This window comes from Romboutsia ilealis, assembly GCF_900015215.1.
Classification (GTDB): Bacteria; Bacillota; Clostridia; order Peptostreptococcales; family Peptostreptococcaceae; genus Romboutsia; species Romboutsia ilealis.
This window is the reverse complement of record NZ_LN555523.1, coordinates 1,788,527-1,803,194: the sequence shown is the minus strand read 5'-3', so window position 1 is coordinate 1,803,194 and position 14,668 is coordinate 1,788,527. Positions and strand designations below refer to the sequence as shown.

At 28.4% G+C, this 14,668-nt stretch carries 11 protein-coding genes; 10 read left to right on the top strand and 1 reads right to left on the bottom strand.

Translation table 11 applies throughout. The features are described 5' to 3' along the window. Positions 1-186: 186 nt before the first annotated feature. The 3 genes from CRIB_RS08445 (at position 187) to CRIB_RS08435 (ending at position 5,011) form a co-directional block, all read left to right on the top strand. Entirely contained in the window at positions 187-1,131 is a 945-nt protein-coding gene (locus CRIB_RS08445; protein ID WP_180701948.1) for a hypothetical protein, read from the top strand. Positions 1,132-1,153: 22 nt separating this feature from the next. Continuing rightward, the gene (locus CRIB_RS08440) at positions 1,154-2,434 is read left to right on the top strand and encodes an FAD-dependent oxidoreductase (RefSeq protein ID WP_180701947.1); all 1,281 of its coding nucleotides are present in this window, start codon (positions 1,154-1,156) and stop codon (positions 2,432-2,434) included. Positions 2,435-2,590: 156 nt separating this feature from the next. Then, a complete protein-coding gene (locus CRIB_RS08435) occupies positions 2,591-5,011 on the top strand; it encodes an SH3 domain-containing protein (protein WP_180701946.1) in 2,421 nt (806 codons plus the stop codon). A 130-nt stretch (positions 5,012-5,141) separates the two neighbouring features. On the opposite strand, the gene CRIB_RS08430 is transcribed toward CRIB_RS08435, so the two are convergent. Further along, positions 5,142-5,816, bottom strand: coding sequence for a hypothetical protein (locus CRIB_RS08430; RefSeq protein ID WP_180701945.1), 675 nt, complete (start codon positions 5,814-5,816; stop codon positions 5,142-5,144). A 263-nt stretch (positions 5,817-6,079) separates the two neighbouring features. Here CRIB_RS08430 and CRIB_RS08425 point away from each other — a divergent pair, with 263 nt between their 5' ends. The 7 genes from CRIB_RS08425 to CRIB_RS08395 all read left to right on the top strand — a co-directional run bounded on the left by CRIB_RS08425 (position 6,080) and on the right by CRIB_RS08395 (position 14,668). After that, the gene (locus CRIB_RS08425) at positions 6,080-10,378 is read left to right on the top strand and encodes a PolC-type DNA polymerase III (RefSeq protein ID WP_180701944.1); all 4,299 of its coding nucleotides are present in this window, start codon (positions 6,080-6,082) and stop codon (positions 10,376-10,378) included. A 169-nt stretch (positions 10,379-10,547) separates the two neighbouring features. Further along, positions 10,548-12,101 carry a hypothetical protein gene (locus tag CRIB_RS08420; RefSeq protein WP_180701943.1) on the top strand — a complete coding sequence of 518 codons (1,554 nt, stop codon included), beginning with the start codon at positions 10,548-10,550 and terminating at the stop codon, positions 12,099-12,101. Positions 12,102-12,198: 97 nt separating this feature from the next. Beyond that, a complete protein-coding gene (locus tag CRIB_RS08415; protein ID WP_180701942.1) occupies positions 12,199-12,360 on the top strand; it encodes a hypothetical protein in 162 nt (53 codons plus the stop codon). 166 nt (positions 12,361-12,526) lie between these two features. Next, complete coding sequence (gene rimP / locus CRIB_RS08410) at positions 12,527-12,988, top strand: ribosome maturation factor RimP (RefSeq protein ID WP_180701941.1); 462 nt, start codon at positions 12,527-12,529, stop codon at positions 12,986-12,988. Between the two features lie 28 nt (positions 12,989-13,016). Continuing rightward, positions 13,017-14,069, top strand: coding sequence for a transcription termination factor NusA (nusA, locus tag CRIB_RS08405; protein ID WP_180701940.1), 1,053 nt, complete (start codon positions 13,017-13,019; stop codon positions 14,067-14,069). A 13-nt stretch (positions 14,070-14,082) separates the two neighbouring features. Then, positions 14,083-14,358, top strand: coding sequence for an RNase P modulator RnpM (gene rnpM / locus CRIB_RS08400; RefSeq protein WP_071119777.1), 276 nt, complete (start codon positions 14,083-14,085; stop codon positions 14,356-14,358). Then, positions 14,348-14,668 carry a L7Ae/L30e/S12e/Gadd45 family ribosomal protein gene (locus CRIB_RS08395; RefSeq protein ID WP_180701939.1) on the top strand — a complete coding sequence of 107 codons (321 nt, stop codon included), beginning with the start codon at positions 14,348-14,350 and terminating at the stop codon, positions 14,666-14,668. Before rnpM ends, CRIB_RS08395 begins: the two co-directional genes overlap by 11 nt.

Here is a 14,668-nt window from a genome sequence, read left to right as displayed (position 1 = left end):
AGGCTAGTTTTAAATTTAAATAATAAATACAACATTAAAATAATTTATTTTTAATAAAGTATATTTTTGAAATTTATAAAATAGAAGTATTAAAAATACTTTTGTAACAAAAAAAGGTATAAATAATAACTTATATAGTATAGATATTAAGACAATTGAAAATCTCGTTTTAAGGAAGTGAGAAAAATGAAAACTTTATCATGTGCAGATTCAGGAAGTAAATATTGCCCATGTCATCTTGCATATTCGAAAGATTGTATAAGATGCAATATGCTAAATAAAAATGAAACATGTGATTGTATATGGCAAGGAGTATGTATTTATAATGAGGTTAATCATAATAAGAATTCTAAGGTAATAGAGAGACAAGAATATTTATGCGATATAGAAGCTATGACATCGATTGAAGAAAACACTTATTTGATTAAAATAAAAATACCAAAAGAATTATCAAAAGATTTACGTAGTCCAGGAGCATATGTTTTTATTAAGGGAAAAGATAAAGAAAGTAATATATTCAGCGCTCCTATTTCAGTATTAGATGTTGATTTAGAAAAAAATACTTTAGAAGTAATTATAAAGCAGGTAGGGATAAAAACTAAAGGTATAATTAATTCTGATCAAGTTTATATTAAAGGACCTTATTTTAATGGATTATTTGGTATAAAAGATATAAAAAGCATGTCAAAATCTAATTGTTTAGTTATCTTAAATGGACTATCACAAGTTAATTCAATAAATGTAATACAAAGATTGATAGAAAATAATAATAAAGTTGATGTATTTATAAATCATAATGGTGTGATTTTAGATAATGTTATTCAAAAAATATATGACTTAGGAGCAAGTATATACCATATAGATATAGAAGAAGATAAGGGATTTATAGCTGATTATATAAAATCTAACGATATAAAATTGGTATATAGCGGAGCAAGCAATCGTTTTAATAAAGAGGTTATGAATATAGTTGATGCTATAGATGAAAATATAAAGTTAGCAGTATCTAATAATAATTTAATTTGTTGCGGAGAAGGAATATGCGGTGCTTGTTGTATAGATTTAAATGGAGTAAAGGTTAAATCATGTAAAACACAAATTAATAGTAGAGAGTATTTAAAAAGTATTTAATTAAATTTTAGGGGGAAGGATTATGGCAAAAGTAGTTGTTATTGGAGGCGGATGGGCAGGATGTGCAGCAGCAATAGCCGCTAAAAAAGCAGGTGCAGATGTTTTAATATTAGAAAAAACAGACTTACTTTTAGGGCTTGGAAACGTTGGTGGAATAATGAGAAATAATGGTAGATATAGTGCAACAGAAGAGGCAATAGCGCTTGGTGCAAGAGAATTATTTGAGATAACTGATAAATATGCGACTCATAAAGATATAGATTTTCCAGGACATAATCATGCGACTATTTACAATGTGACTAAGATAGAGAAGCCTGTAAGAGATAAGATTAGAGAAATGGGTATAGAGATTAGATTTTCTAGTAGAGCTGTAGATGTTAAACTTGAGGATAATAAATTAGTTGCTATTATACTAGAAGATGGAGAAATTATATATGGAGATGCATTTGTTGAAACTACTGGTTCAACAGGACCTATGGGAAACTGTACAGCTTATGGCAATGGTTGTGCAATGTGTGTATTAAGATGTCCATCTTTTGGTGGTAGAGTGAGTATAACAAGCAAATGTGGATTAGAGGATATGGTAGGAAAGAGAAAAAATGGAGATTATGGTGCTTTTAGTGGTTCTATAAAACTTTTAAAAGAATCTTTAAGTGAACAAATACAAAAAGATTTAAATGAAAAAGGATGTGCAGTAATTCCATTACCTAAGGAGCTTGTAAATGAGGGAATGTTAGATATAAAGGTATGTCAACAATACGCACTGCCAGCTTTTGCACAAAATATAGTGTTAATTGATACTGGTCATGCTAAGCTTATGGAGCCTTTTTACAATTTAGAATTTTTAAGAATGGTACCAGGATTTGAAAATGCTCTTATAGTTGACCCTTATTCTGGAGGAAAAGGGAATTCTATTAGATATATGTCTGTCGCAAAAAGAGATAATTACATGAGAGCTAAGGGAATAGATAATTTATTTGTTGGTGGAGAAAAAGCAGGATTTTATGTAGGCCATACAGAGGCAATATGCACAGGTAGCTTGGCAGGACATAATGCGGCTAGATATTGTGCAGATAGATATTTAATTCAACTTCCAACTAATCTGTTGATAGGTGATTTTATTTCATATTCTAATAATGAAATGAGTAAACCGGACGGTGAAAAACTAAGATTTACTTTTGCAGGAAGTATTTACTTTGATAGAATGAAAGAGTTAGGATTTTATAGTATAGACAGCAATGTTGCACGAGAAAGAGTTAGAAAAGCTGGTCTGGAAGGATTATATGATAAAAAAATAATATGAATTATCATATTAAGTTTAACACATAAAAAAGCTAGGACTAGTGCCTAGCTTTTATTATAAAAAATAACTATCTCAAAAATATAACTGACTTTACTAATTAATAGGTATATCCTATAATTAAAATTGTATGTAATAATTTGGAAAGGAGATACGGGTATGAAAGGTAAAATAGCATTAGCAACATTAGCGATTATGCCTATGACGGCTAATAATGCATATGCATTAAATATAGGTATAGTGACAGCATCTTCTTTAAATGTAAGAAGCGGACCGAGCACAAGTTATACTATAGTAACAACTGTAAAGAAAAATGATAAAGTTAATATATTACAATCATCTAATGGGTGGTATAAGATAGAGACTGCATCAGGAAAGCAAGGATGGGCATCATCTTCATACATATCGATATCAGATAGCAATACAAATAATAATATTAATACCTCATCAAATATAGCGATAGTAAACACAGATGGACTGAACTTTAGAAATGGTGCAGGGACAAGTTATAGCATAATAAAGGTTTTAAATAAAGGCGAAAAAGTAGAAGTAATATCAGAAAGTAACGGATGGTCAAAAGTAAAGCATGACTCAAGGTTAGGTTATGTTGCAAGTCAATACATAGATAAAACTACTACAAATTATATAATAAAGGAAGTAAATACAGATGGATTAAATGTAAGAACTGGTCCATCAACTAGTTATGCATCGATAGGAAAGCTAAATACAGGTGACAAAGTAGAAGTAATATCAGAAAGTGCAGGCTGGTCAAAAATTAATTATAATAATAAAACTGCATATGTATCTAGTGGTTATTTAAAGGCAGCATCTACTACTACCCCATCCACAACAGAACAATATAAGGAAATAAAAGTAGTAAATACGGATGGGCTAAATGTAAGAAAAGGTCCATCAACAAGTTATGAATCAATAGGAAAGATAGACAAAGGAACTAATGTAGAAGTAATATCAGAAAGTAATGGATGGTCAAAAATAAATTATAAAAATACAACGGCATATGTAGCAACTAAGTATCTAGATAAAAAGAGTACAGATACAGAAGATACAACAGAGCAATATAAGGAAATAAAAGTAGTAAATACGGATGGGCTAAATGTAAGAAAAGGTCCATCAATAAGTTATGAATCAATAGGAAAGATAGACAAAGGAACTAATGTAGAAGTAATATCAGAAAGTAATGGATGGTCAAAAATAAATTATAAAAATACAACGGCATATGTAGCAACTAAGTATCTAGATAAAAAGAGTACAGATACAGAAGATACAACAGAGCAATATAAGGAAATAAAAGTAGTAAATACGGATGGGCTAAATGTAAGAAAAGGTCCATCAACAAGTTATGAATCAATAGGAAAGATAGACAAAGGAACTAATGTAGAAGTAATATCAGAAAGTAATGGATGGTCAAAAATAAATTATAAAAATACAACGGCATATGTAGCAACTAAGTATCTAGATAAAAAGAGTACAGATACAGAAGATACAACAGAGCAATATAAGGAAATAAAAGTAGTAAATACGGATGGGCTAAATGTAAGAAAAGGTCCATCAACAAGTTATGAATCAATAGGAAAGATAGACAAAGGAACTAATGTAGAAGTAATATCAGAAAGTAATGGATGGTCAAAAATAAATTACAAAAATACAACGGCATATGTAGCTACTAAGTATCTAGATAAAATAAGTAGTAATGAACAAGTACCACCTGTAGTAGGCGGAGATAGTGTGGAAAATGTAAACGGAGCGGCTATAAATTATAAAGGATTAAATTATACACTTCAAGATCATGTAGAGGTTCAATACAAAAAAGCATTAGAGGGTGGTAATGTTATATCATCAAGTTTATCAAGAAGTAGTGAAGATTTAACAACATATAATATGGCTCAAAGTAGAGCTTATGTACATGCAAGTAAATCTGATTTAGAATACTATCTAAATCCAAATAACTTTACAAATAGCGATAGAGGTATGATGCAATTTTTAAGACTTGATACGTATAAAGGTGGAGTAAGTGAAAGTGAACTAAATTCATATTTAAACTCATTACCACAGGTAAATGGCAAAAATACAGTATTTTATAATCAAGGTAAAGCATTTATAAATGCGGCACAAAAGTATGATATTGATTTAATATACTTAGTTTCTCATGCGATGTGGGAAACAGGATATGGAAAATCAGTACTTTCTCAAGGACAAACAATAACTAGTTATAAAGGTACTCCTTTATCTGCTCCAGTTACTGTGTATAATTTTTATGGAATAGGGGCAATAGATAAGAGTGCAAATGTATCAGGTGCAGAGGCAGCATATTCAAATGGATGGACAAGTATTGAAGCTACTATAGATGGATCGGCTAAATGGATACGTGATAATTATATAAAAAGTTCCAAGTATAACCAAAATACTATATATAAAATGAAGTTTAATTATGATTATTCATTCCATCAATATGCAACAGATGTAAACTGGGCGAATGGAATATCAGGTATAATGTATAAATTAATTAGTATGTATGACACATCAAGTAATTTAAGCTTTGAAGTACCTAATTATAAGTAATAGTTAGCTGTTTTAATTGATATATATTCTGATAATTATATAGACATGTTTAAATAAGCCTATTTATGAAAGGAGCTAAGTAATAAAGATTAATAATATTATTACTTAGCTCCTTATATATTGAAAAATATTAATTTATAAAGTATTTTCTATATTTTAATATATTTTCTATATTGTGTTCTTTTATAATATTTTTTAAATTTCCGAAATTATAAGTGGCAAGTGCATATTCTCTAATTCGCTCAAATAAGTATCTATCTTCGTCATTATTAAATACAACAATGTTTTTTGCTATATCCCAAGCCTTAGATTCTCTAGATATTAAATTTTTTTTTAATAATACGACACATTCCTCTAAGTCGGAAGGAAGATTTTTTTTATAGAAGTCAGTTTTCTCAATATCTATATCGTACTCAATTAATTTTTCAACAATGTTAGATAATATATTTGTATATTCTTCTTTTGATGCATAAACATCAGGATCTAGAATATGACCTATTTCATGAGATAAAACGAATTTAGCAATTGATGCTATATTTGTTTTAGAAACGGGTATAGGATACCTATAGCAACTCATAAAGTGAAAAAAATTATAACAGAATGATAAAAAGCCGCTTCTAGAAGATAATACAAGTCTAAATTTAGGTAGTGCGCATATTGGTATATGTCTATTTTTTGCATAGAATAGAAAAACTTTTTTATTTATATTAAGTCCAGATAAAGATTTTTTTAGTAATTTTTTTTCACCTAGGTCATGATAACAATAGATTATTTTATTAAAATCTACTTCTGGGACACAGGACATATTAACACCGCCTCACATTTTTGTCTTTATACATAATATTAAAATGCCTATCATTTGTAGCTAATCCAATTAAAAAAATCAAGTTATTAATATTACATTTTATATACTGACAAAGATGTATAAAGTAATTAAATGATGATTATGAAGTTATAATTATCCATACAATACATATTTTATAATTTCATAATAAATAAAAAAATTAATAACAGTAATTAACCTGTGATATAATATTTACTTTAAGAATAGTAAAAGGAAGTGATATTTTGGAGAGTGTAAAGGATTATTTAGATAGACTAGAAATAAATAATAATATATTAAATAAACAATTAAAAGATGTATATGTATCTAAAGTAGTTTATTTTAGAGAAGATAAAATAGTATACTTTCATTTAACTTCAAAATCTATAATATCATATGATATTTTAGATAGTTTAAAAGAAGAGCTAAAATTAAAGCTTTCATATTTTAAAGATATAAAAATCAAGATTTCATATACTGGTTTTGATAGAAAAGAAAATAAAGACATAATAAAAATGTATTGGATGAATATTGTTTATATATTTAAGGCTTTATGTCCATCTATTGCAGGATGGTATAAACAAATAGAGTATTTATGTATAGAGGATAATTTAAAGATAAAGCTTCCAAAAGGACTTTTTTATGATAGATTAATGAAGTTAAATATAGTTTATGTGCTTAAGTCTAGGTTAAATGAGGAACTTGGAATAGACCTTAATATAACCATAGAAAAAGCAATAGATGAAGAAGTTGATGTTAAACGTATAATTAGAAAAAGTGAAAGAGTGGTAGAAGAAAAAATTAGGGAATTAGAAATAAATGCTAAGGAAGAAAAATCAGATGATGAAGAAGCTGCTTATGTTATAAAACCAGAATATGATGAAAAGTTAATCTATGGTGAAAATGTAAATGCTATGGTTGAAAAAATATGTGATTTAAATAATAATTCGGGAACTGTAAGTATAGTAGGTGAAATATTTAATATAGACACTAAGGAACTTAGAAATGGTAAGATACTCTTAATAGCATCTATAACAGACTTTACAAGTTCTATAAGTTGTAAATTATTTTTAAATGATACTAATAAAGATAGTATACTAGGTAAGATATCTAAAGGAGCTTATGTAAAAATAAAGGGAGATATAATGTATGATATCTATCAAAGAGAACTTACAATGACTATAAGTGGTATAAGAATGGAAGAAAAGCCAGAGAGGATAGATAAAAGTGAAGTAAAAAGAGTAGAACTTCATGCACATACTCAAATGTCATCTATGGATGCTGTAACTTCAACGAAAAAATTAATACAACAAGCTGTCAAATGGGGACATAAGGCAGTTGCAATAACTGATCATGGAGTTGTTCAAGCATTTCCAGAGGCAATGGGAGCAGCTAAAGGTAATGATATAAAGATACTTTATGGTGTAGAAGGGTATTTAGTTGAAGACTCAGAAGATATAGTACAGGATGCTAATGATAAAGAACTTTCTCAAACATTTGTAGTATTTGATATAGAGACAACTGGTTTTTCTAATACAAATGATAGAATAACTGAAATAGGTGCAGTAAAAATTGAAAATTTTAAAATTGTAGATAGATTTAGTGAATTAATAAATCCACAAAAGGATATATCATACAAAATACAAGAGTTAACTGGTATAACTAATGATATGGTTAAAGATAAACCGACTATAGATAAGGTTTTACCTAAGTTTATAGAGTTTATTGGAGATAGTGTATTAGTTGCTCACAATGCAGAATTTGATATGAGCTTTATATCTGAAAAGTGTAGACAACAAAACATAGAATTTAAAAATAAAAGTATAGATACACTAATGCTAGCTAGAGTGTTACTTCCAGAATTAAAAAGACATAGATTAAATGTAGTAGCAAAAGCATTAGGTGTACCTCTTTTAAATCACCATAGAGCTGTTGATGATGCACAGGCTACAGCACTTATATTTATAAAATTCTTAGAAATGTTAGATAAAAAAGGAGCTAAAACATTACAACAAGTAAATGAAGTTTTAGGTAAGGTTGATTACACAAAACTAGGAACTAGCCATATAACTTTAATAGCTAAAAATTATACTGGGCTTAAAAACTTATACAAAATAGTATCAGATGCTCATGTTAATCATTTTTATAGGGCACCTAGAATATTAAAAAGTGTGCTAGAGGCTCATAAGGAAGGTATTATAATTGGTTCAGCTTGTGAAGCAGGACAAGTATTTAAGGCTGTTAAGAAAAATGTTAGTGATGAAGAAATGGCTAAAATTATAGATTTATATGATTATATAGAAGTAATGCCTATTGATAATAATAGATTTATGATTGATAAAGGTGAAGTTCAAGATGAAGAAGAATTAAGAGAGTTAAATAGAAAACTTATTGAAACAGCGCTTAAATTTGGGAAAATACCAGTAGCAACGGGGGATGTTCATTTTTTAGAAAAGCATGAAGCGGTTTTAAGAAAAGTACTAAAATATTCTCAAGGGTTTGCAATTGATAAAGAAGAAACTTACCTTCATTTTAGAACAACAGATGAAATGTTAGAAGAATTTAAGTATTTAGGTGAAGAATTAGCATATGAAGTTGTTATAACTAATACAAATAAAATTGCTGATATGGTTGAAGTTATAAAACCGATACCAGATGACACTTATCCTCCAATAATAGAAGGATCTGATGTTGAGCTTAGAGAAATGTGTTATGCAAAAGCAAAAAGGATTTATGGAGATCCAGTTCCAGAAGTTGTTAAGGCAAGGCTTGATAGAGAGTTAAATTCTATTATAGGTAATGGATATGCGGTTATGTATATTATAGCCCAGAAACTAGTTACAAAATCTTTAAGTGATGGATATTTAGTTGGATCAAGAGGATCTGTAGGTTCATCATTTGCAGCTACAATGAGTGATATAACAGAAGTTAATCCACTACCAGCTCATTATATATGTGATGATCCAAAATGTAAGTATTCATATTTCTTTGAAATAGGAGAATATGGTTCAGGGGTAGACTTACCTAATAAAGATTGCCCTAAATGTGGAAAACCACTTAGAAAAGAAGGTCATGATATACCATTTGAGACTTTTCTTGGTTTTGAAGGTGATAAAGAGCCAGATATAGATCTTAACTTCTCTGGAGATTATCAGCCTGTAATACACAAATATACAGAAGAATTATTTGGAGAAGGTTATGTTTATAGAGCAGGTACAATAGGTACAGTAGCTGAAAAAACTGCATTTGGATATGCAAAAAAGTATGTAGAAGAAAATAATATACACGTTCCAAATGCTGAAGTTTTAAGATTATCAAATGGATGTACAGGAGTTAAAAGAACTTCAGGTCAGCATCCAGGGGGGGTTATGGTTATTCCTCATTATAAAGATGTTTATGATTTTACACCAATACAATATCCTGCAAATGATACAAGTTGCGGAGTTATAACAACACACTTTGATTATCATTCTATAAGTGGTCGTATATTAAAACTAGATATACTTGGTCACGATGCACCGACAATGATAAGAATGCTAGAAGATATAACTGGAATAGTAGCAACAGAGATTCCGCTAGATGACCCAGAAACAATGTCTTTATTTACATCAACTAAGGCTCTAGGAGTAACACCTGAAGAAATAAACTGTCCTATAGGATCTCTTGCAATACCTGAGTTTGGTACAAAGTTTGTTAGACAAATGTTACTTGATACAAAGCCAACAACTTTTGATGCACTAGTTCGTATATCTGGACTTTCTCATGGTACTGACGTTTGGTTAAATAACGCACAAGATTTAGTTAGAGATGATGTAGTTAGTATAGATGAAGTTATATCTACTCGTGATGATATAATGAACTACCTTATATTTAAAGGATTAAAACCTAAAAATGCCTTTACAATAATGGAAAATGTTAGAAAAGGGAAAGGATTAAAACCTGAACATATAGAAGAAATGAACGAAAATGATGTTCCTGAGTGGTATATAGGTTCATGTCAAAAGATAAAGTATATGTTCCCTAAAGCTCATGCAGTAGCTTATGTCATGATGTCATTTAGACTAGCATATTGTAAGGTACATTATCCAGAAGCTTTCTATGCAACATACTTTACTACAAAAGCAGAAGATTTTGATGCAGATTTAATAGTTAAAGGTCTTGAAGCTATTAAGGATAGAATACAAGAAATAGAAAATTTAGGAAATGATGCAACAGCGAAAGAAAAGAATATGCTAACTGTGCTTGAGGTTGCACTTGAAATGTATGCAAGGGGCATAAAAATACTTCCTGTTGATATATATGAGTCAGATGCAAGTAAATTTAAGGTAGCAGGAGAAAAATTGTTGCTTCCTCCAATGATAGCTCTTCAGGGGGTTGGAGAAAATGCTGCCATAAATATTCAAAAGGAAAGAGAAAATGGAGAATTTATATCCAAAGAAGAACTTAGAAAGAGAACTAAAATTTCAAAAACGGTTATAGAAACACTTACCAATCATGGTTCACTTAATAATATGAGTGATGAGAATCAATTATCATTATTTTAATAAAAGATAAAAAATACCTAGTTTAAAGACTAGGTATTTTTTTATGAAATATGTATTAATTTACTATTAAGAATTTTTTTTATAACACTGTAAATACTATTTATAAAGTTTAATAAAGGCAATCATTTAAATAATCAATATATTAAAGACATCTTATGTAGGAGGGAATATGAGAAAATTTATCATTACCTCGATAATATTTATTACTATTTTAGTATCAGCATGTAGCATAAAAGAAAATTCAATAGAGACATTAGAACCAACTGAGATAAAGCAAAAAAGCTCTGAAAATTATGAAGTTGAAACTATTGATTTTAATATTGGAGAAAGAAATATTGATGATATTGATTATACATTAAAAGGAGTAATATCAATACCAAAACAATCAAAACAGAAAAAGTTAAAGGTAGCTATTATAGTGCCAGGTTATTATAAAGATACGAAAAGACAAGATAAGGGATTTAAATATCTTACAGAATATATTGCTAAAAATGGATACTTAGGGATATCCATAGATACTGATTCAGCATATTATTTAGGGCATACAGTAGATAAAGAATATGAAAATATTCCTAAAATATTTGATGAACATATAAAAATGCTTAAAGAAGCTAATGAGGGGCACAATATATATAATATAGATTTAGAAAATAAAATAGATTTTAAACATATAGCCGTAATTAGTAGCGCTGTAAGTAAAGAGGCAATATTTAAGTTGACTAAAGATCAAAGTGAAAAAGGTGTAAATATATTAACTTTATTATTAATTAATCCAACTAATAATAAATATAATGACTTTAATATAGATAATGTAAAAAATATATCTATATTGGTATCAGAATTAGATGAAGAGGTAATTGGATTAGATGGATTTAGTATTTATAATATATTAAAAAAATGCAAAAATCAAAATATACTATCTTTAACTTTATTAAAAAATGCTAATCATAATTATTTTAATTCTAGTATTAAATCAAATGATGCTCAAACTTTAGATATAGATTTGACCAATCAAATTAGTAGAGTAGAACAAGAAAAATTTTTAAAAAAGTTTACTATAACGTATTTAAAAGCTTGTTTTAGAAATAAGTATGATAATACTATTTATGATACTAAAGTTCCTACAGTAACAAAAATAGATAATTTAGATGTGATTAATTATTTACAAACATCTAAAAATAAAGATTTAAAGGATATAAGAAAAATAGATGAATTTAAAGGTAAGAATATAAATTTTAGTATAGTTAAAACTGAATTACCAAAAATAAATTTACCGGAAATTAGCCATAAGACAGTGGAGCTATTAAATATAAAGTGGGAATATAAAGGTGGAAAGTTATCTTTTAAACCTGATATAAATGATTTTAGTAAATTTAATAATATAACTATAAATACTATGCTATATCCAGATAATGAATCAAATGTAAAAGGAAGATCTCAAGGTATATGTATAGAATTGACAGATAATAAGGGAAAATCGAAGGCCGTAGAAATTTCAAAAGAAAGTAATTTAATCAGTTATCCAAAATGTAAATTGGAAAATTTAGATTTTGAAAATGAAAAAGAAGTTATATTTTGGAATAAAACTACACCAATGTCAAATATAAGAATACCGATGGTTTTATATAAAGATATAGATTTAAAAAATATAAAAAAATTCAACATAATATTGAATAAAACAAATAGTGGAGATTTACTATTTGAATCAATAATGCTAGACTAAAAGTTACAATTTTTAATTTGATATTTTTGTAAAATTTTTAATATTTAATTCATATACTGAAGTAAGAAGTTACTCTAATACAATTGGAGGCTACAAAATGAAAGTTAAAATGATAACTGACTACCACGAAGGTATAGAAGATAAGATTAATAATTTTTTACAAGAAAATAAAGATAACATAGATGTAGTAGATATAAAATGGATAGTATATGCAATGGCACATTGGGTAATGATTATTTATAAAGAAAAAGAAATTTAGATATAAATAATAAACGATTAATTTAGAGTTAATTAAAATTTGCAACAAAAACTAATATATGGTATTATAGTATATAAAATAGTATATATTGCAAAAACTAAGAGTGGGACAGGAGTGCTCACTCTTTTGTTTTAAAAATTTACAACTGAATAGGAGGGAAACACAAATGAGAAAAAGTATAGAAGCTACAATAGAAGAAATAGTTCAACCTATAGTTGATGCTAAAAACTTTGAAATCGTAGACATAGAATATGTTAAAGAAGCTGGAGAATATTACTTAAGAGTTTACCTAGATAAAGAAGGTGGTATATCTTTAAGTGACTGTGAATCAGTTAGTAGAGAACTAAGTGAAATACTAGATGTAAAAGATCCTATAAAGGATAATTATTTCTTAGAAGTATCTTCACCAGGGCTTGATAGACCATTAAAAAAAGACAAAGATTTTGAAAGATATAAAGGTAGAGATGTTGAAATAAAACTATATAAGCCAATAAATGGTTCTAAACAATTTGAAGGAGAACTAGTTGGATTAACTGAAGATAATAATATAAAAGTTATAATAGATGGCGAAGAAGTCAATTTTACAAGAAAAGAAGTTGCACTTATAAGACTTGCAATAAAGTTTTAGTCAAAGATAATTATGGAGGAAAATAGCAATGAATCATGAATTTATGGAAGCATTAGATGAATTAGAAAAAGACAGAGGTATAGATAAAGAGATACTTATAGACACTATAGAACAAGCTCTTTTAACAGCATACAAGAAAAACTTTGGTTCAGCACAAAATGTTAGAGTTGAAATTGACAGAGAAAGAGGAGATGTTAGAGTATTCTCTCAAAGAGTAGTAGTTGATGAATCTGACTTATATGATACTTTCCTTGAAATTGAACTAAATGATGCAAGAGAAATAAGTCCAAATTATGAGTTAGGAGATATAATAGAAAATGAAGTAACTCCTAAAGATTTCGGAAGAATAGCAGCTCAAACTGCAAAGCAAGTTGTTGTTCAAAGAATAAGAGAAGCTGAAAGAGAAATAGTATATAATGAGTTTATGGATAAAGAAAATGAAATAGTTACAGGAGAAGTAGCTAGAGTAAATAAAAATATAGTATATGTAAACTTAGGTAGAATAGAAGCTATAATGACTCAAGCAGAGCAAATACCAGGAGAGCATTATCAAGCTGGACAAAAAATAAAGGTATATATATTAGAAGTAAAGAAAACTAATAAAGGGCCTCAAATAGTAGTATCAAGAAGTCATCCAGGATTAGTTAAGAGATTATTTGAATTTGAAGTACCTGAAATATTTGAAGGTATAGTTCAAATAAAATCTGTGTCAAGAGAAGCTGGTTCAAGAACTAAGATGGCAGTTAAATCAATAGATGAAAAGATAGATCCAATAGGAGCTTGTGTTGGTCCTAAAGGTTCAAGAGTTAAAAATATAGTTGATGAACTTGGAGATGAAAAAATAGACATAATCAAGTATAGTGATAACCCAGCTGAATATATATCTGCATCGCTTAGCCCATCAAAGGTTGAAAAGGTAGAAGTTAATGAAGAAGAAAAGTCTGCTTTAGTAGTAGTTCCTGATTATCAATTATCACTTGCTATAGGTAAAGAAGGACAAAATGCAAGACTTGCGGCTAAACTTACTAACTGGAAGATAGATATAAAAAGCGAATCACAAGCAAAACAAGACCAAGAGTAAGGAGGGATGACCTTTGCAAAAAACTAAAAAGGTGCCTCAAAGAAAGTGTATAGCTTGTCAAGAAAGAGATTCTAAAAAAGGGTTAATAAGAATAGTTAAAAATAAAGAAGGTCAAATATTTTTAGACCCAATAGGAAAAGCAAACGGTAGAGGTGCATATATATGTAAAGATGCTGAATGTTTAAAAAAGGCAATAAAGTCCAAGGCCTTAAATAGAGCATTTAAAATAGAAGTACCTAACGAGGTATATGAAAATCTACTTGAGGAGCTACAAAAATATGAAGACTAATGAAGATAAAATATACTCATTTTTAGGCCTTGCAACTCGTGCAGGGAAAATAGTGTCAGGAGATGATTCAACGCTACTTGAACTAAAAAGAGGTAATATTAATCTAGTTATAGTTGCAGAGGATGCATCAGATAATACTAAAAAATTATTTAAAGATAAATCAAGTTATAGAAATGTGCCATATGTATATTTCTCGAGTAAATTGCAACTAGGATGTGCAATAGGAAAAGCTCCAAGAGCAGCTTTAGGAGTTAAAGACATAAATTTTGCCAATAAAATATTGGAATTAATGGAAACATCAAAAATATAA

Excerpts from the sequence above, each read along its gene's own strand:
- CRIB_RS08445 (WP_180701948.1), top strand. The coding sequence starts at position 187 with ATGAAAACTTTATCATGTGCAGATTCAGGAAGTAAATATTGCCCATGT.
- CRIB_RS08440 (WP_180701947.1), top strand. The coding sequence starts at position 1,154 with ATGGCAAAAGTAGTTGTTATTGGAGGCGGATGGGCAGGATGTGCAGCA.
- CRIB_RS08435 (WP_180701946.1), top strand. The coding sequence starts at position 2,591 with ATGAAAGGTAAAATAGCATTAGCAACATTAGCGATTATGCCTATGACG.
- CRIB_RS08430 (WP_180701945.1), bottom strand. The coding sequence starts at position 5,816 with ATGTCCTGTGTCCCAGAAGTAGATTTTAATAAAATAATCTATTGTTAT.
- CRIB_RS08420 (WP_180701943.1), top strand. The coding sequence starts at position 10,548 with ATGAGAAAATTTATCATTACCTCGATAATATTTATTACTATTTTAGTA.
- CRIB_RS08415 (WP_180701942.1), top strand. The coding sequence starts at position 12,199 with ATGAAAGTTAAAATGATAACTGACTACCACGAAGGTATAGAAGATAAG.
- rimP (WP_180701941.1), top strand. The coding sequence starts at position 12,527 with ATGAGAAAAAGTATAGAAGCTACAATAGAAGAAATAGTTCAACCTATA.
- nusA (WP_180701940.1), top strand. The coding sequence starts at position 13,017 with ATGAATCATGAATTTATGGAAGCATTAGATGAATTAGAAAAAGACAGA.
- CRIB_RS08395 (WP_180701939.1), top strand. The coding sequence starts at position 14,348 with ATGAAGACTAATGAAGATAAAATATACTCATTTTTAGGCCTTGCAACT.